The organism is Paraglaciecola sp. G1-13, from assembly GCF_055809255.1.
In genome coordinates, this window is sequence record NZ_CM147903.1 from 1,966,567 (window position 1) to 1,985,994 (window position 19,428).

Annotated in this window: 18 protein-coding genes; 16 read left to right on the forward strand and 2 right to left on the reverse strand. The window is 43.4% G+C overall.

Features of this window, described 5'->3' with window-relative positions:
- Positions 1-94: 94 nt before the first annotated feature.
- On the reverse strand, positions 95-706 hold the full coding sequence (gene yfbR / locus AC0L6N_RS08185) for a 5'-deoxynucleotidase (RefSeq protein ID WP_473480401.1): 612 nt from the start codon (positions 704-706) through the stop codon (positions 95-97).
- Positions 703-1,932, reverse strand: a complete 1,230-nt coding sequence (locus tag AC0L6N_RS08190; protein ID WP_473480402.1) for a pyridoxal phosphate-dependent aminotransferase — start codon at positions 1,930-1,932, stop codon at positions 703-705. Before AC0L6N_RS08190 ends, yfbR begins: the two co-directional genes overlap by 4 nt.
- 325 nt (positions 1,933-2,257) lie before the next feature.
- On the opposite strand from AC0L6N_RS08190, the gene AC0L6N_RS08195 reads away from it, so the two are divergent.
- From AC0L6N_RS08195 to AC0L6N_RS08270, 16 genes are all read left to right on the forward strand, one after another.
- Positions 2,258-3,088, forward strand: coding sequence for a DUF2189 domain-containing protein (locus tag AC0L6N_RS08195; protein WP_473480404.1), 831 nt, complete (start codon positions 2,258-2,260; stop codon positions 3,086-3,088).
- Positions 3,089-3,504: 416 nt separating this feature from the next.
- Complete coding sequence (locus AC0L6N_RS08200; protein ID WP_473480406.1) at positions 3,505-4,701, forward strand: thiamine pyrophosphate-dependent dehydrogenase E1 component subunit alpha; 1,197 nt, start codon at positions 3,505-3,507, stop codon at positions 4,699-4,701.
- A complete protein-coding gene (locus tag AC0L6N_RS08205) occupies positions 4,694-5,671 on the forward strand; it encodes an alpha-ketoacid dehydrogenase subunit beta (protein ID WP_473480408.1) in 978 nt (325 codons plus the stop codon). The genes AC0L6N_RS08200 and AC0L6N_RS08205 overlap by 8 nt, the downstream gene beginning before the upstream one ends.
- 23 nt (positions 5,672-5,694) lie before the next feature.
- Complete coding sequence (locus tag AC0L6N_RS08210) at positions 5,695-7,362, forward strand: dihydrolipoyllysine-residue acetyltransferase (RefSeq protein WP_473480410.1); 1,668 nt, start codon at positions 5,695-5,697, stop codon at positions 7,360-7,362.
- A 168-nt stretch (positions 7,363-7,530) separates the two neighbouring features.
- Positions 7,531-8,412: a 23S rRNA (adenine(2030)-N(6))-methyltransferase RlmJ gene (locus AC0L6N_RS08215; RefSeq protein ID WP_473480412.1), complete on the forward strand. Its 882-nt coding sequence runs from the start codon at positions 7,531-7,533 to the stop codon at positions 8,410-8,412.
- A 24-nt stretch (positions 8,413-8,436) separates the two neighbouring features.
- Positions 8,437-10,287, forward strand: a complete 1,851-nt coding sequence (locus AC0L6N_RS08220) for a protein kinase domain-containing protein (protein WP_473480414.1) — start codon at positions 8,437-8,439, stop codon at positions 10,285-10,287.
- Between the two features lie 42 nt (positions 10,288-10,329).
- The gene (locus AC0L6N_RS08225) at positions 10,330-11,184 is read left to right on the forward strand and encodes an acyl-CoA thioesterase domain-containing protein (protein WP_011574850.1); all 855 of its coding nucleotides are present in this window, start codon (positions 10,330-10,332) and stop codon (positions 11,182-11,184) included.
- A gap of 14 nt (positions 11,185-11,198) precedes the next feature.
- Positions 11,199-11,726, forward strand: coding sequence for a gamma carbonic anhydrase family protein (locus AC0L6N_RS08230; protein ID WP_473480416.1), 528 nt, complete (start codon positions 11,199-11,201; stop codon positions 11,724-11,726).
- A gap of 369 nt (positions 11,727-12,095) precedes the next feature.
- On the forward strand, positions 12,096-13,223 hold the full coding sequence (locus AC0L6N_RS08235) for a pyridoxal-phosphate-dependent aminotransferase family protein (protein WP_473480418.1): 1,128 nt from the start codon (positions 12,096-12,098) through the stop codon (positions 13,221-13,223).
- 136 nt (positions 13,224-13,359) lie between these two features.
- Complete coding sequence (locus AC0L6N_RS08240) at positions 13,360-14,121, forward strand: glycosyltransferase family 2 protein (protein WP_473480420.1); 762 nt, start codon at positions 13,360-13,362, stop codon at positions 14,119-14,121.
- Positions 14,122-14,523: 402 nt separating this feature from the next.
- Entirely contained in the window at positions 14,524-14,946 is a 423-nt protein-coding gene (locus tag AC0L6N_RS08245; RefSeq protein ID WP_473480422.1) for a MarR family winged helix-turn-helix transcriptional regulator, read from the forward strand.
- A 72-nt stretch (positions 14,947-15,018) separates the two neighbouring features.
- Positions 15,019-16,494 (forward strand): molybdate ABC transporter ATP-binding protein ModF, encoded by a 1,476-nt coding sequence (gene modF, locus AC0L6N_RS08250; protein ID WP_473480424.1) that lies wholly within the window; start codon positions 15,019-15,021, stop codon positions 16,492-16,494.
- Positions 16,495-16,672: 178 nt separating this feature from the next.
- Positions 16,673-17,227 (forward strand): GNAT family N-acetyltransferase, encoded by a 555-nt coding sequence (locus AC0L6N_RS08255; protein WP_473480426.1) that lies wholly within the window; start codon positions 16,673-16,675, stop codon positions 17,225-17,227.
- Between the two features lie 162 nt (positions 17,228-17,389).
- Positions 17,390-18,310, forward strand: a complete 921-nt coding sequence (locus AC0L6N_RS08260) for a glutaminase (RefSeq protein ID WP_011574857.1) — start codon at positions 17,390-17,392, stop codon at positions 18,308-18,310.
- Between the two features lie 104 nt (positions 18,311-18,414).
- Positions 18,415-19,032, forward strand: coding sequence for a flavin reductase family protein (locus AC0L6N_RS08265; protein WP_473480428.1), 618 nt, complete (start codon positions 18,415-18,417; stop codon positions 19,030-19,032).
- A 36-nt stretch (positions 19,033-19,068) separates the two neighbouring features.
- On the forward strand, positions 19,069-19,380 hold the full coding sequence (locus AC0L6N_RS08270; protein ID WP_006993949.1) for a cupin domain-containing protein: 312 nt from the start codon (positions 19,069-19,071) through the stop codon (positions 19,378-19,380).
- Positions 19,381-19,428: the final 48 nt, after the last annotated feature.

Here is a 19,428-nt window from a genome sequence, read left to right on the forward strand (position 1 = left end):
TTGGTTTTCGGCCTCTGTTATTTGTTTTTTTCAGGTTTGATTCACTTATTGAGCAACGTTTAGCTAACGCGTCGCTTATATGGCCATTCTTGGTTTACAACTCATGCTCTTCTTGAGTGATTTCATCCAAACTCAAACTAAAGCTTGGCACATAAGCTCGCATAAAATAGTCCACCTCTTCTGAGTGATAATCTTTTAGAATTTTGTCTAAGCGTTTTTTAGCCAATACAAATTCTTGGTTACCGGCTGAAAGTTCTTCTAGTGTTTTTAGATACGCACAGATTACATCGGCGGCCTTAATGATGAATGCTTCGCTTTCGTCTTGACCCTCATGCTGAATAAGCGCTGCATAATCTTCTTTAAAGTCTGCAGGTGCCATATCAATCAATTTTTGCTCAGCAATTTTTTCAATCTTCTTGTATTCAGTTTGAATGGCCGGATTGTAATACTTTACCGGGGTAGGTAAATCGCCCGTAAGAACCTCCGATACATCGTGGAACATTGCTTGAGTGGCAATTTTGTATGGGTTAACACTGCCATTAAAATACTTGTTGCGGATTAACGCTAACGAATGCGCCACCATGGCCACTTGTAAACTGTGCTCTTGCACATTTTCAGTACGTACGTTACGCATCAATGGCCAGCGGTTAATGAGTTTCATGCGGGCTAAATGGGCGAAAAAATGGCTTTTTTGTGGGGTACTCATAATAAAGGGTCTGCCTGACGATAGTGTTTAAAGAAATTGGCGATACGTTCGATGGCAGGGCGCAGCACATCAATGTGGGGTAAGAAGACTAAACGGAAATAACAGCCATGGATTAAATTAAAGGCGTTGCCGTGCACAAGCAGTACTTTTTCGCTGCGCAGTAAGTCCATGATCATTTGTTCATCACTGGTGATATTAAACTTCTGAGCATCCACCTTAACAAAGCAGTACATAGCCCCCATAGGTGCCACGCATTCGAGGCCGTCTACTTGGTTGAGCATCGAAGTAGCAAGGTCTCGCTGCTGCTTTAAGCGCCCGCCATCAACAATTAAATCATTGATGCTTTGATACCCACCCAGTGCCGTTTGTATCGCATGTTGACTTGGAACATTGGCGCACATGCGCATTGAAGACAACATATTTAAGCCATCAATATAATTGCTGGCTAACGCTTTATGCCCGCTTACCACTAACCAACCAGCGCGAAAACCGGCTACTCTGTAGTTTTTAGACAGGCCACCTAAGGTGATAAAGAAAATATCGTCTGCCAGCGCAGCTATACACTGGTGCTTAGCTTGGTCGTACAAAATTTTGTCGTAAATTTCATCACTGAAGACCATCAAGCCGTGCTCACGCGCCACTTCGATCACCTGTAAAAGCAATGCTTTACTGTAAACCGCCCCTGTCGGGTTATTGGGGTTGATCAACACAATTGCTTTGGTGTTCTCAGTGATCTTACTCTTGATATCTTCTATATCAGGCTGCCAATCGGCATTTTCGTCACAGCGATAGTGCACAGGCTTACCTGATGACAGGCTGACCGAAGCCGTCCACAACGGATAGTCAGGACTAGGGAGAAGTACTTCGTCGCCATTATCTAATAACGCCTGCATCGCCATGACAATAAGCTCGCTCACACCGTTACCAATGTAGATATCATTAACTGAGATGTTTTTAATGCGTTGTTGCTGGTAGTACTGCATCACCGCAACCCTAGCAGGGTAAATCCCCTTTGAATCAGAGTAACCTTGGGATTTAGGTAAATGATGGATAACGTCTTTTAAAATGTCATCGGGAGCTTCAAAGCCAAAAGGTGCCGGATTACCAATATTTAACTTCAAAATACGGTGACCTTCGTCTTCCATTTTTTGTGCTTGCTCTAGAATGGGACCACGAATGTCATAACAAACATTATCGAGCTTTTTAGATTTATTGAAAGTGCGCATGAATTACGTTAGCTAACGGTAGGTGACCCCAAGAGTAATACAGCGCACTAGGGGATGTTAAGCATAAATGTATGTTCTGTGCGTTTATTTCGTCATAGGAGATACATGAAATTTTAAAGCTAATGGAAGAGGAGGTTAATTTTGCGACTAAACCTGTAACAGGCGATACAACACAACCAATATACAATCAATATGTTGCAATTAATCGACAAATGTTATGAGTTAGATCTTTTTACCTGACAAGTCCCGTATATAGGATTAGTCTAAAAGAGCTGTAAAACAAAACAGACGATAAATTTCTTTATTTTGTTTGGAGTACCTCACTATGTCACAGTCTTTTAAAGACGCCCCGCAAAATGCGATTACAGATAGTCGTATTGCCCGCGTTATACCATGCCGCCAATTGTCGATATCTGATCCCATCACGTGGCTTAAGCTCGCATTTCAAGATGCCATGCGAGCACCCATATTAACGTTAATTTTTGGTGTTTTCTTTGCCGCAATTCCATGGTTTATCACATATTTAGTCAAACTAACGGGTTGGCATTTAGTGATTATGCCGGCAATCGTGTGTTTTATGTTGATTGGTCCCTTTCTGGCCGCCGGTCTTTATGACATTTCCTGGGAGCTTGAGAAGGGGCATAAGCCTTCATTGTGGCATAGTATTAAAGCAGTTAAACGCAACGCCGTGAACGAATGGGGATTGGGCATTTTATTAATGGTGTTAATGATCTTCTGGTTACGTGTTGCATCGTTGATCCATGCACTTTACCCGCCTTATTTGGATGAAAACTACGCGAATCTATTTCCATTTCTTGCATTAGGAGGAGTGATCGGAGCGGGCTTTACCTTGCTGGTGTTCTTTTTAAGCGCTTTTACTCAGCCTATTTTAATGGAGCGCAAAGTCGATTTGGCCACTGCGGTACTAACAAGTATGAACGCAGTGTGGAGCAATAAAATTCCCATGTTATTTTGGGCCAGTATTATTTTTGTAAGCGTTTTGATTGGTTTCGCCACACAGTTCTTTGGTTTTATCATTCTTATGCCCTTGATTGGCTATGCCACGTGGCACGGCTATATCGACTGCATTGAAGTTAAACGCAAACGCCTATATGCCTTACAGGCAAATGCAATAAGAGCTGCAAAAGGTAACTAATCCAGTTTTAGCAGAATGCGTCGCCTCTATCTATGTAGTAAGGGTAGAAAGAGGCATCGCTCTTTGCATAGGATGTTTATCTATGTCTTACACGTTTTTGTGTGCCTTCTATTTCCTTGAGCCAATTCCAATACGTAATTTTCCCTGAGCGGCTAATTGTGTATTGGAACCTTTATTCATCTCGACGTCTTATTTCTTAACCGCCAATCAACTTTGACGGTCATAGTAGTGTTGCTATTTAAAAAGCGGATAAACATCATGTTTCGGCGTATTAATTAGAATGCTTATTCCATCTTTTGTTAATTTCCCTTGGAATTTGGAAACGAATCATCCTAGCAATTGCACTAGCATTAACACTCAAATAACAATTTATAAACATCATCAATTTTGGCGGTGTTGGTTATATAAGAGGGTTTATGGTGGACGAAAGAAATCATCTCTCGGATGTGGGGATCAGTCACAAGGTCAATGTTATTGATAAGGGCACGGTTGATATCCCTATGCTGCAAATATTGCGGCCAGATGGCAGTGTGCACAGTGACGCAGACATGCCAGAAATTCATAAAGAGGCAGCGTTAAAGATTTTCAGGACTATGCACTATATACGCGTTCTGGATGAGCGAATGGTCGGGGCTCAGCGCCAAGGTCGTATCAGTTTTTATCTAGCGTGCAGCGGCGAAGAAGCATCTACCATAGGGAGTGCTGCGGCCCTGAGTGATAACGATATGATAATGTCGCAATATCGTGAGCAAGGCGCATTAGCCTATCGAGGTTATCGTACTGAACAATTCATGAATCAGATGTTTAGTAATAAACTTGACCCTAACAAAGGTCGCCAGATGCCGATTCACTACGGTGATAAAGCCCTTAACTTTATGACCATATCATCACCATTAGGTACGCAAATTCCCCAAGCAGCAGGTTATGCCTATGGCCAAAAAATGGCAGGAAATGAAGCCTTAACCATTTGTTATTTTGGCGAGGGTGCCGCTTCTGAAGGGGATTTTCACGCCGGCCTGAACATGGCTTCGGTGTTAAATTGCCCCGTAATCTTCTTTTGCCGAAATAACGGCTACGCCATTTCGACACCGGCCAATGAGCAATTCAGCGGTGATGGTATTGCATCTCGCGGATTAGGTTATGGCATCAAAACGATTCGAGTCGATGGTAATGACGTACTTGCCGTATACCTCGCAACACAAAAAGCCAGGGAAATAGCCCTTAAAGAGCATTGCCCAGTATTAATTGAGGCCATGACGTACAGATTGGCCGCGCACTCTACGTCAGACGATCCAACGGGTTATCGCTCAAAAGAAGAAGAACAAAAATGGCGCGAGAAAGACCCTGTTCAACGCTTCGAAAACTGGATGAAAAGCAAAGATTGGATTGACGAAGAGCAACACAAGCAATTTGTTGAACAAACCCGTCAAGACGTGCTCAACGCAATGAAAAAAGCGGAGCAAGTCGATATTTGTGACATTGATGATTTGATTAACGATGTGTATGACGCCCCCCCTTGGCATTTAAAGGAGCAATTGAGCCAATTGAAACAACACATCAGTTTGTACCCAGAAGCGTATCCGAAAACAGCTGGGAGGATCCGCCATGACTAAAATGAACATGTTACAGGCGATCAATAATGCCTTGATTACGGCCATGTCTGATGATGAAAAAGTCATGGTATTTGGTGAGGACGTAGGTCACTTCGGTGGTGTATTTAGAGCGACCAGTAATTTACAGCACCAATTTGGTAAAGGTCGCTGTTTTAATACACCGTTAACTGAACAGGGGATTATAGGTTTTGCTAATGGCTTGGCATCTCAAGGGTCTGTGCCGGTGGCTGAAATTCAATTCGGTGATTATATCTTCCCTGCGTTTGATCAAATTGTGAATGAAACTGCCAAATTTCGCTATCGCTCTGGTGGTCAGTTCACCTGCGGCACCCTGACCATTCGTACTCCATATGGCGGTGGTATTGCTGGTGGCTTATATCACTCACAATCTCCAGAAGCTTTTTTTGCTCACATACCCGGCATAAAAATCGTTATCCCGCGTAATCCTTATCAAGCTAAAGGCTTGCTGCTGGCCTCTATTCGTGACGATAACCCTGTTTTGTTCATGGAGCCTAAGCGGTTATACCGCGCGTCTGTAGGTGACGTACCTGAGGACGATTATGAGCTACCTTTAGGTAAAGCCGAAGTGGTTAAAAAAGGTGAGCATATTACCTTACTGGCCTGGGGGGCTCAGGTTGAGGTCATCGAAAAAGCAGCTGAAATGGCCGAAAACGATGGCATTTCGTGTGAAATTATCGATTTACGCAGCATTTTGCCTTGGGATGCCCAGACGGTGAGCGAGTCGGTGAAAAAGACCGGGCGATTACTTATTAACCATGAAGCACCGCAAACGGGCGGGTTTGCCAGTGAAATATCCGCTACCGTACAAGAGCGTTGCTTCTTGTATTTAGAGTCACCGATAACCCGAGTGTGTGGATTAGACACGCCGTATCCGCTGGCACATGAAAAAGAATACATGCCGGATCATCTTAAAACTTACGAAGCCATTAAGCGCTGCGTGAATTTTTAATCAACCATATCGAGGAAAATGAAATGAAAGACTTTATTTTGCCAGATATTGGTGAAGGGATCGTAGAGTGTGAATTGTTAGAATGGCTCGTCTGTGAAGGCGATAGCATAGTAGAAGATCAGCCCGTCGCTGAGGTCATGACAGACAAAGCCACAGTGCAAATTCCCGCTATGTACAGTGGCACGGTAAAGAAACTCTACTATCAAGCCGGTGAAATAGCCCAGGTGCACAAACCTTTGTTTGCCATGGATATTAAAGGGCACGAAAGTAGCCCATCCATCGATTTAGACGACACTACAGATAAATGCGCTACTGATCATGCTAACGACAATGACCCCAGTAAAAAAACCAGTAACGTTAATCAACAAAATAACAAAAATGGCCAGGCGACAGCGTTTGAAGCAGCTCCAGATGGTCCCTTAGAAACTTTTATTTTGCCAGATATTGGGGAGGGAATTGTAGAGTGCGAACTCGTCAAGTGGCTGGTAAGCGAAGGTGAAGACGTAATTGAAGATCAGCCCGTGGTGGAAGTTATGACCGACAAGGCATTGGTTGAAATTCCGGCTAAGCACAGTGGTACGATTGTTAGCCTGTGTTACCAGCAAGGTGATATCGCTAACGTTCATTCAGCACTTTTTACCATGCGTGTGGCTGGAGCTGACGACAAAGCGCTGCCGCCATTGGCAAGTGCTACGCCAATGACATCAACAACTGAGATAACACAGACGTCAACCCCATTGGCTGGCGTCCAAGCGAAGCTGGATACTTCGTCTAAGGTGTCAAAGGTAAATCACAAAGTTCTGGCTAGCCCAGCGGTTCGTCGTGTCGCCCGAGAGCAAGACATTGATTTATCTAACGTGCAAGGGTCAGGAGAAAAAGGGCGTATTTTGAAATGCGATTTAACGAAGCAGCCGACGAAGGCTAGTGTTGTTAGCGCGCAAACGCAAAGTGATTCTGTAGGCGTCAACCAGAGTAAAGTACAAGGTGGAACGCGAGTAGAGCGTATTAGTGGGATAAAGGCCGCGATGGCTAGGCAGATGAAGCACAGTGTGTCGACTATTCCGCATTTTACGGTCAGTGAAGAGATCCAAATGGATGCTTTAATTGCCCTTCGCAGTCAATTGAAAGATGACTTTAGTGAACAGGGTGTAAAATTAAGTTTTATGCCGTTTTTCATCAAAGCCTTATCATTGGCATTGAAAGCCTATCCTGTGATCAACAGTCAAGTTAACGATGACTGTACACAGCTAACTTATTTCAACGAGCACAATATTGGGTTTGCGGTGGACGGAAAACTCGGTTTGATGGTACCAAACATCAAAGGCGTGCAAGATATGTCGATATTCGATATTGCCAAGCGTGCTTCTGAGTTGATTGAGCAGGCAAGAGAAGGGCGTTTAAAAACGGCTGATATCTCTGGTGGTACTATTAGTATTTCAAATATCGGTGTACTGGGTGGCACCGTCGCAACCCCGGTGATCAATCATCCTGAAGCCGCGATTGTGGCCTTAGGGAAAATTCAGCGTTTGCCGCGCTTTGATGAAAACGATCAGGTGCGAGCTGTGAACATCATGCATGTAAGTTGGTCAGGTGATCATCGCATTATCGATGGCGCCACTATGGTCAGGTTTAATAACCTATGGAAGTCGTATATTGAACAACCAATAAAAATGCTAAGCACACTGCGTTAGCGTGTACATCAGCGAAGTAAGATACTGAGAATATGGCCAAACCCCAAGCCCGCTACATGCGGGTTTGTTTTTGCTTAACGTCAATGACAAGGTAAACTAGGCCCTATTGGCTATCACGCCAAAACTATCACGCCAAAAAAAGTATCGAGTTATCAAGGAGTCAATCAGTTGTTTAGTTATCGCCACGGCTACCATGCAGGTAATCACGCAGATGTGTTGAAACATATTTGCCAGATGTTGATCATTGACAAGTTAAAACAAAAAGATAAAGGGTTCACTTATATTGACACCCACAGTGGCGCGGGCTTGTACGACTTGTCCTCTGAACAATCTTTAAAGACCAATGAGTTTCAGCAAGGTATTTCACGGTTAGCTGATTATTCGGGGGCTGAACTAACGGTTTTGGCATATCAAGCGCTTACCAGTCGTTATTTAAAGCATCAGCAATATCCTGGATCACCTGAAATTGCCCGTGTGTTAATGCGAGATCAAGACCAGCTGCACCTGATGGAGTGGAATAATCAAGAGGTGATTAATCTGAAGCGTCAAATAAAAGGCACGCATATTTCAGTTCATCACAGAGATGGCTACGAAGGCTTGATTGCGTTGACGCCTCCAAAGCTAAAGCGCGGCCTCGTGCTGACAGATCCGTCATACGAAACACCAGAAGATTATCAATTAGTGGTTGACGCTATCAGTAAGGCCTATAAACGTTGGCCGACTGCTATTTATGCTATTTGGTATCCTTTGCTATCGAAACGCGATGAAGACCAAAATGATGGTTTTGAACGGGCCACGACTAAGCATAAGAAAAGTCAAAAAATGCTCGACGATCTTACTCAGCAAGGCTTTAAGAATGTACTGCAAGTCGAGCTGGCGGTTCAAAACCCTGATACATTTGCCGGAATGTATGGCTCAGGTATGGCGATCATCAATGCGCCGTGGCAGTTAGACGTGCAAATTCGTGATTGCTTGGGCGAACTAACACCTGTTATGGCTCAACACAAACACGCTTCATTTGTGGTTAACTGGCTGGTGGAAGAGGCCTAAGGCGCTCGCAGTCTCAAGGAATATATGGTTGCCCAAACAGATCTTAAACACTTTTATATCCCTGATGAACAGTCTATCTATTTGTTATCCCACAAGGACGCGCAAAAGCTAAAAGATTGGTTCAAGCTGTGTACTGAACAGCTAACACGATTGGGATATCAAGACATAGAGCTTATCGGTAAAGGCGCGTTTGGTTTTGCCTTTGCGGGTAAGCCAACGCATGATCCGTCAAAGCATTATGTGTTTAAGTTCTCCCGGGCCAACTTACCTCAGCACGTTCAAGATCGCCTCGAAGAAGAAGCGTATATGCTGGGTCATGTTGCCCACGCTCACGTTCCGAGCTTAGTCACTTTCCAGCGTATCAAAAAGCAATCTATCTTGGTAATGCAACGAGCCCAAGGTAAAGATCTGGAAAAAGTGTCTCTAGAATACGGGCCATTATCCCCAAGGCTGGTAGTAAAAATTGCCGTGCAGTTAGCTGATATTCTGCAAACATTGCGCACCTTTAGCCAAAATGGACACCCAAAGCCGATAGTACATGGGGACATAAAACCGTCTAACATTGTGTTTGACCCCAAGACCGAAGAAGTGGGTTTAATCGATTGGGGCTCATCTGTGTTTGCTCAACTAGATGCCCAGGGCAATTATTTGGCAAATAATGTGATGGACCTTATGTCCAATGATATGCAGCAGACCAATGCTAGGTTAGGGGATGTATACTTCATCGGACCAGAACAACTGAGCGGTAATTTATCATCCCCTCGATTTGATGAACAAGGTTTGGCAAGTACCTTATACGCGTTGGCGTCTGGTCAATCTAGTCGTTTTGGGGCACAAGTTATCAGGCCGAACGCGTTGGGATTACCTAAAATGTTGGCTGAGATATTAACCGCCATGCTCAGTGATGATAAGCAAAAGCGCGCTCAGGGTGGTGATTATTTACTCAACAATATTCAGTATTTAAAAAATCTGGTGTTTAGTCCGCAGGATCCTCCACAATCCACAGCTATGATCCCAGGTTGGAGTCATCAAAAATCTCGAGAGATAGACACGGTCGTATACAGCTCAAGAAAGTCATTTTTGCGCGCCGAAGCATACCAAAGCACTGAAGAATTGCGTTATCTCAACGACGAACAATTTGAACGCTATTATAAGAATTACTTACAAGGGATGGGTGAAACTGAAAAAGCCTTTATTTCAGAGGTCAGTCGCTTAGGTAAATACCCAGTAGTGGGCGGTTTAGCCGTGCGCTGGACTCAGCAAGGGGTGTATATCGACTCCAGCTTAAACATTTACGATCCACAGCTAAAAAGCGCATTTGATGCCACGGTGAATAACATTGTGACATTAGCGCGCTCTATTCATCGGGTAGGGGTATTTAAAAGTTGCATGTTCAACGCACGTGATACCTTACATATTGAACGGGATGATGAGAACACGCCCTTTGTCCCAGAGCCCAACATGCGTATAGCTTATGAGCTTAACAACATATCAGTGCAAGAAGATGAAAGTCGCATGCATTCCTATTTCGAAGATGGGGCTGATCCTGATGAGCTGCTAACTTTGCCCGATGAGTTGATGAGTATTATTCACCAGCTAAACGCAATTCATCACACTGGTTGTATCATTTTCGAGGCCTTGCCGACCCACCTTAAAATTCACAGTTATTACACCTTACTTGATCACACATCAGAAGTTGAATTTGCTCATTTACTGAGTGAAATTATTGCCTTAGTACCAACCATTGAAGGGATCGGCATGTCAGGTTTTATGAAGCTACCCTACAAAGATACGCGTTTTTTCGAGCATCAAGCCCATTTACCTGATAAATTTTATCCACGAAACCCTTACATTGACCGAGCAGCAGGCTCGTGAGTTTGTTAACACAACACACATTATGCATACCTTTGAGAGATTATGAGCGATATTAAATTAGTAGATTTACTCACCCTAGAAAAAATAGAAGACGGGTTATTTCGCGGACAAAGCTGGGATCTTGGCTTTCGTGCTTTATTTGGCGGCCAAGTGATGGGACAAGCTATAGCAGCGGCGCAATTAACGTTGCCAGAGGGGCGAGTTGCGCATTCATTTCATGCCTATTTTTTGTTACCAGGGGATGCTAAAAAACCAGTGGTGTTTGATGTGCAAACCGTACGTGACGGGCGCAGTTTTTCGACTCGTCGGGTAAAAGCTATTCAAAATGGTCGCAGTATTTTTTATATGACAGCGTCTTTTCAGCAACCGGAGCAAGGATTAGAGCACCAGTTTGCCCAAATGCCAGATGTACCCATGCCAGAAGATTTGCCCAGAGACACCACATTTGATGATAAGGAATTGGGAAAGTTATCAACACGCATGCGCGAAGCCATTGCCTATCATAAACCCTTAGATATGCGCTCTGTTCAGCAAATTGATCCGGTGAATCCAGGTGTGCATGAGCCAAAACGCTATATTTGGATGAAAGCGGAGGAGGCGTTGCTTGGTAATGTTCATTTGAACCAAGCGATGCTGTCATATGCGTCAGATTATCATTTTCTGTCTACTGCCATTCAGCCCCACGGTGTGTCCGTTCGAGATAAAAATCTAATTATGGCGACAATCGACCATGCGGTGTGGTTTCACCATCCATTCGATTTTGATGATTGGGTTTTATATTGCGCTGAAAGCCCGTTTAGCGGCGGTGCACGTGGTTTGGTGCGTGGTCAATTCTTTAATCGTCAGGGCAAGCTTGTTGCGTCAAGTATGCAAGAAGGCTTAATGCGCAAAATTTAATCTAAGGAGGAATCATGTTGTATTCATTAGGAAAGGACACCGTTAGCGTTGGTAAAGATGTTTTTATCGCGCCTGGTAGTCATGTTATGGGCAAAGTGGTTTTAGCAGACAATGCCAGTGTTTGGTTTAACGCTGTTCTTCGTGGCGATTGTGACGTTATTTCGATTGGTGAGGGCAGTAATGTGCAAGACGGCAGTGTGCTGCATACTGATTTTGGTGTGCCTCTGACCGTTGGTAAGGGCGTTACCATTGGTCACAAAGTTATGTTGCATGGTTGCGAAGTAGGTGACTACACGCTCGTAGGTATCAATAGCGTGATTTTAAACGGCGCTAAAATTGGCAAGCACTGTGTGATTGGTGCCAATAGTCTAGTCACAGAGAATATGGTGATACCCGATGGTTCGTTAGTGATGGGCTCGCCAGCCAAAGTCGTAAAGAGTATTCCTGATCCTCAGAAAAAGATGCTTGAAGCGTCTGGTCAACATTATGTTGAGAATGCTAAGCGTTTTTTGGCAGACCTAAAAGTACAAGAGCAGGAGTAGCAGACAAAAAAATGCTCGGATCGTAAGGACAGATCCGAGCAGAGGGTATGGCTCATATAGAGCCTTGCGCTAACTATATCCAATGTACTTATAGAGTGTAGAAGAGTTACTGGAATTTACTATTTTATTGCCATTTAACTTATGTACGAGCAAATAAATTTCTCAATGAAGCGCTAATTCACTATGAGTGTGGATTGACACACCCTCAGCGCTAGAGTGATTTTCATGTTTTTTCAAAAGTATATTCACTGAACGAAACTCTACCTGATAATCTATTCATGCTGTTTATGTCGATTATCCACCTCTTGTTGCGAACTTATTTATAGGTAACATGGCCTTATACCAACTTATATAAGGCTAAGGATAATCATGACAGCGCAATTCAATACTTTTATTCCACCTGTTAGGACATTAATGGGCCCAGGGCCATCAGATGTCGATCCTCGTATTTTAAACGCACTTTCTCGTCCGACACTTGGGCACCTAGACCCAGCGTTTATTCAGTTGATGGACGAAGTTAAATCATTACTGCAATTTGCATTCAAAACCGACAATCAATTGACAATGCCCGTGTCTGCGCCCGGATCAGCAGGTATGGAGTCCGTCTTTGTAAACTTGCTTGAGCCAGGAGATAAGGTCATTGTGTGCCAAAATGGCGTGTTCGGTGGCCGTATGCAGCAAAATGTTCTGCGCTGCGGCGCGACAGCTGTCATGGTTCAGGATACATGGGGTAAGCAAACCGATTTACACAAGGTCGAAGATGCCCTTAAGGCAAATCCTGATGCAAAAGCTGTGGCATTCGTTCATGCAGAAACCTCCACCGGTGTGCGTAACGATGCCAAGGCAATTTGTGAGCTTGCAAAGCGATACGATTGCTTAACCATAGTCGATGCGGTCACCTCATTGGGCGGCATTGAGCTGGACGTTGATGGTTGGAATATTGATGCTATTTATTCAGGAACTCAAAAGTGTCTGTCATGTGTACCTGGCCTATCACCTGTTTCATTCAGCCCGACTGCCGTAGAAGTGATCAAAAATCGCAAGACCCCCGTGCAAAGTTGGTTTTTGGATATGGATTTGGTGATGGGGTACTGGGGCAAGGGCGGCAAACGCGCGTATCATCACACAGCACCAGTAAATAGTTTATATGCCTTGCACGAATCGTTACGCATTTTACATAACGAAGGGCTTGAGCAGGCATGGAAACGCCATGCAGACATGCATCAAGCATTAAAGACAGGCCTCGAAGGCATTGGCCTGGAGTTTGTTGTTGATGAAGGCTATCGTTTACCGCAGCTCAACATGGTGAGCATTCCAAGCGGCGTGGACGATGCACAAGTCCGCAGCCAATTGTTAAATGAATTTGGCTTAGAGATTGGTGCCGGGCTAGGGGAGTTGGCTGGAAAAGTATGGCGTATCGGCCTGATGGGATATGGTAGCAACAAGAAAAACGTTGATTACTGCGTGAGTGCACTCACACGCGTGCTTAAGCGCTAATTAATAAAATTGCAGACCCAGATAAATGGGTCTGCTTACTTCACTATAAATTCAAAATTCCATTCTATACAACAGTTAAGCGACTGTTATACAATCGATTTTCATGTTATCCCTATCTAATCAAGTATATGTATAAATGAAAAATAAATTATCTGTGGTTATTATTTGTAAAAACGAAGAGCGAATTATAAAGCGCTGTCTAGAGTCAGTAACGTGGGCAGATGAAATTGTAATCGTTGATTCTGGTAGTACAGATAAAACAATCGACATTGTGTCAGAGTATACCGATAAGATATTTGTTAATACTGATTGGCAAGGATTTGGGTACCAAAAAAAATTAGCAGTGAGCAAAGCCACTAATGATTGGATTTTGTCCCTTGACTCAGATGAGGTGGTGAGCGAAGAATTAAAAGCTGAGTTGTTATCGCACTTAGATTCACTAGACAATGAAAAAGTTTATCGCATCAATCGATTGACCCATTTTTGTGGGAAATTTATCTATCACAGCGGGTGGTATCCAAGCCGCATCGTACGCTTATTTAACAAAAAGAATTATACTTTTAATGATAAAATTGTACATGAAACGGTATCTTGCAAATCCGCAGAGAAAGTGAACATTGACGGTAAACTTTACCATTACACTTTTGACTCGCTAGAGGAGTATATAGATAAACGGAATAGATACGCTAAGGCATGGGCTAAAGGCAAGTATGAGCAGGGCAAAAAGGTAAGTGTATTTTCTATTATCTCTCACTCTCTTTTTGCTTTCATACGTCATTATGTAATTCAGTTAGGGTTCTTGGACGGTTACCATGGATATTTAATCGCTAAGATCCAAATGCAATACACATTCAATAAATACAATTTTTTAAAGTTTAAATATCTAACTAACAGTTAACTCAATTCCACACTAAAACCTGGTTGCTAGTCTCAGCAACCAAGTTTGATATGGTATGGCAAAATCTAACGCGCTTTGAAGGTTCTTCCCTCCGGCTGCTTGCCTACAACTTAATATAAAGTAGTTACTGTTTTCTCGGCCAAAATTCAATCAAACACCTTCCAAACATAATATATTCTCGAACAGTAGATAGCTAGCAAGCGCTGACTACCATTTAAAGTCATGCTAGTAGTGGATTTAAGAATATACCCTTAGTTTATTTTTTTGAGGCTTCCTTTTTAATTAATTGATTAATGCTTCATGTATACTTGATTAATCAAGCATTTGTCATTCATTGTTCTTTGTTGTAAAGTATTCGTCTAGGGGCACTCAACGAGTACTTTTTCAATTGGAGAAAACGGCATGGAACAACTTCCTTCCTCTTTAGCGTTACTATTCTCATTGTCGGGAACGGTCGGGAAATTAAGTAAAAAAGCAGACCGTGCGCTTGGTGTACACGGCATTAGTTTGAGTGAATTTATGGTGCTGCATCATTTACATTATGCTCAGAATCAAGTGATGAGTCGCACCGAGCTTGCTGATGCTGTCAACCTCACCGCGTCGGGGGTGACACGCCTATTGATACCGATGGAGAAGATCCATCTCGTTGAAAAAGAAAAAAACAATCGAGATGCACGGGTCAGTTTGGTTAAACTGACTTTCACAGGGCGTGACATATACAAGTACGCATTTCTCAGTTGTAAAAATACGTTTGATGAAGCCGTTAAAGATATCAGCCCTAAGCAGCTATCAACCGTATTAGACGTGTTGAAAAAACTTTCTTAAGCAAAAGCGCATCTGTTTGCCAATTTTTGCAAAGATACATTGAATGACAATGGGATAAGAGAAAGGACGTACATGAGTATCAGTTTATTAAACGTTAGCGCCGAGTTTTCATCAACGTTTGGGTTGCATGAAATCAATTGGTCCATTGAAAAAGGTCAACATTGGGTGCTCGTAGGCCATAACGGTGCGGGAAAGTCCGCCTTAGCCGCACTGCTTGCAGGCTACGGGGAGCTGCAAGACGGAGCGCTAACTTCAGATTTCAAACGTATCGAGCTCGTGTCCTATGAAAGCCAACAAGCGTTGATTGAAAAAGAACGAGAAAAAGACTCTGCTGATATTTTAGATGCCATAGCGATTCCCACCAAGGTGCATGAACTACTGTGTGCCGCTGATGGAAGTGGGTGTACCAGCTTGCAGTCACCATTGTGTCTTAGGCTGATTGAACTGTTTAAGTTTAGCGGCCTTTTATCAAGAGATTTTGTGGCGTTGTCGACTGGAGAAACGCGAAAACTATTGCTTATTAAAGCACTATTGGCCAAACCAGACTTGCTTATTTTGGATGAACCTTTTGATGGTTTAGACGCTGATATGCAGCTCAGATTACGTCAGTTATTAGATGAGCTTTCAGTGGATATTACCCTAGTTTTTGTCCTCAATCGTTGGTCGGAAATTCCTCAATTTGTCTCTCATTACGCACTGGTTTCCCGGGGGGAATTACAGGCGACTATCTCAGCGAAAGATACATCAGCCGTTGGGGATTTATCGCGCTTATTGTCCCTTCAGCAGTCTTATTTTGTGCTGCCTGAAGCTGATTCCGATGTTACGCGTAACTCTTTCGTGCCAGGAAATACAATAGTCTCCCTTAATAAAGTCGCCATCAATTATCCACAAGGAGCTATAATCGAAGATTTGTCTTGGCAGATAAAATTGGGGCAACATTGGCAGTTAAGTGGCCCTAATGGCTCGGGTAAAACCTGTCTTTTGCAGCTTATTTCTGGCGATCATCCTCAGTGTTATATAAACGATATTTTTGTGTTCGGTTTTAAACGTGGAAGTGGTGAAAGTATCTGGGACATTAAGAAGCACATAGGGTTTCTTTCCAATGCGTTTCACCTTTCATACAGAGTAAATTGCAGCTTGGTGCATGTGGTGCTTTCTGGGTTTTATGACAGTATCGGTTTGTATCAACAGCCGACGAAAAAACAAATACAGTTAGCGCAACAATGGTTAGGCGTGATTGGCTTAGCCGATCACGAAGCCACGCCTTTTCAGCAATTATCATTTGGCGATCAGCGGTTAGCCCTCATTGTAAGGGCTATGGTCAAACACCCACCTTTGTTGATTTTAGATGAGCCGTGTAATGGTCTTGACGAAATCAATCGTCAACGTATTCTCGCGGTCATTGAAACTATCGCTAAGTCTACTAGTACATCGGTTATTTACGTCAACCATCACAGTGATGACGTGATTGATGGTATCACTAACCACATTTTACTGGATGGCGATTCTCCTGACTGTGAAGTTCGTTATGCCTGCAGTGATGCATAACTAAAGATCTGCCCCTAGGAGTTTATACCAATCCGCATTAATAAATGCCCCTCAGAATGCGTCCAGCGTTTTTGATTAAGGCGTTACTATGTAGTAATGGTTGTTCCCTTTCAAATAGTGAGAACGCAGGGCAGAAGTCGCTGGATAAAGCGCGAATGAACAAAAGAGATAAAGAAAAATGAGCAATATTGAGATCAGAGATGTCAGCGAACAAGATTTTGAGCGAATTGTCGAACTTAACCTTGCTGAAGTGGCACATACCAGCACCATGAGCATTGAAGACGTAGCGCGTTTGCATGCCATATCAGCCTACCACCGAGTCATAATGTTTGACGATATCATTGCTGGTTTTTTACTCGCTATGGGGCCTAAGAGCCCTTACATAAATGACAATTATGCATGGTTTAAAGTGCATTATCCTAGCTATATGTACATCGATCGCATTGTGCTTGATGCCGAATACCAAGGTAAGCGACTGGGACAACTATTATATCAAGATCTATTTTCATGGACTCAAGAACAAAACGTTATCCATGTCGTGTGCGAATATAATGTGATGCCACCGAATCTGCCATCAGCCAAATTTCATCAACGATTAGGTTTCAAAGAAGTGGGTTTTCAATGGTTGCCTCTTAATAAGAGCAGCACAGCGACATTAACGGCTGATGATGAAATTAATGTCAAAACACATAAAAAAGTCTCTATGCAATGCTGTGACTTGTCCCGCTGTTGAGGTACCTTGCTCATCGGTATGGGGTTACTTTACCTAGCGACACATAAACAAGGCGTAAGCGCGTTTTAACACTACTGCTTACAGGTATGTCAAACACCTGCAATGGCGCGTTAAAATCGCGATAAAAAAGCAGGATAAAGAGAAAAATAAGAAGGGCTATAAATGCAAAATATTGTGGATAGCATTTACCAAGAGATGCGTAGTCGCACGGATCGCGGCAAAGTCGCTAATTACATACCGCAACTAGCCTGTGTTGATCCCAACCAATTCGCGCTGACCGTGGTCACTCAAGAAGGTGAGGTGTTTAGTGCTGGTTGTGCACAGACTTTGTTTTCTATTCAAAGTATTTCCAAAGTGTTTACCCTAACGATGGCATTAGGCAAACTAGGCGATGCTTTATGGGCACAAGTAGGAAGAGAGCCCTCTGGTGACCCATTCAACTCCATTGTTCAGCTTGAGCATGAAGGCGGGATCCCGCGAAACCCATTTATTAACGCCGGGGCCATTGCGGTCGCTGATGCTATTATGGGCCACAATGAACCTAAAGAAACCTTAGCTGAAATCCTGCATTTTGTGCGTTTTGTGGCAAATGATGACAGTATCTCAATTGATGAGAAGGTCGCTCAATCAGAAATGATGACGGGCAGCAGAAATGCCTCTCTAGCGCATTTTATGGCGTCTTTTGAGCGCTTAGAAAACCCAGTAGACAAGGTACTGGGCACCTATTTTCATCACTGTTCGATATCCATGACCACAGAACAATTGGCCAGAGCTGGCATGTTTTTAGTGTCAAACGGCACTAATCACTGCACGGGTATGCGTGTTGTACCTGAGCATCGTGCCAGGCGCATTAATTCATTAATGTTGATGTGTGGTCATTACGATGGTTCAGGGGAGTTTGCTTATCGAGTAGGCTTACCGGGTAAAAGTGGAGTAGGCGGTGGTATTTTGGCCATTGCCCCTGGCAAAGCGTCTATCGCAGTGTGGTCCCCTGGGTTAGACAAGATTGGTAACAGTAAATTAGGTACTGAAGCGTTGGAAATGCTAGTACAAGAAACTGGTTGGTCCATTTTCGGCCACTAAGACACTACCTTTTCTAAAAATAGTATATAAAATAAGGAGATACGGCTTTAGGTAGCACTCTAGCTATAACCTGCTTTTTTATTGTGCCTCGTTAGGGAAACTGCATGTCAACCCATCGTCATTTTTATCAGCCTCATCAAGGGCACGCATTAAAACATGATCCTTTTAATGCGATAGTCGCGCCGCGTCCTATTGGGTGGATTTCTACTAAAGCATCTTCGGGGGAATTAAACCTCGCTCCTTACAGCTTTTTTAATGCGTTCAACTATCATCCACCTATCATCGGTTTTGCCAGTATCGGTTATAAAGACACCGTTAAAAATATCGAACAAAGTGGCGAGTTCTGCTGGAACCTAGTGACGGAATCGCTTGCTCAAGCGATGAATCAGACCAGCGCAACCCTGCCAAGCCGTGAGAGTGAATTTGACTTCGCTGGCTTGGCATTAGGTGAATCACATGTGATTGATGTACCTCACGTCGCGGCGAGCCCATCTGTTTTGGAGTGCCGAAAAAGTCAAATCATTCAGTTGACTGGTGCCGATGGGAAGTTGGTCGATACATGGATGGTAATGGGTGAAGTAGTCGGTGTACATATTGATACAGCATTCATTGTTGATGAAGTTTATAACACAGCATTAGCAAAGCCCGTATTACGAGGCGGTGGAGCCGGGGATTATTTTAAAATCGATCCCGAACAGAAATTTACCTTATCTAGGCCATAATAAAGAAGCTAATGAAATACTTGATATAGAGGAAATATGGAAATTATCAGAAGTAAAAAATTTACCGCATCACTTCCTTGGGGATCAATGAAAATAGCTAACATGAACGGGATAACCACTAAGCTGCATTGGGCAAACGAACCCTATCGCTGGCATGTTAATGAAGGTGAGGAAGTGTTTGCCGTACTCGATGGCATGGTTGAAATGCAATACATGAAGGACGGGGTGGTGCACACCAGCTTGCTCAATCAAGGTGATATTTTTTATGCCAATGAGGGAACCGAGCATGTCGCCAGCCCGGTGGGGGAAGCACGTATTTTAGTGGTGGAAACTGAAGGCAGTATTTAAGGTTTATCTAGTGTAATGCTAAGCCCAAGTCGAGGCGACGACTCGGGT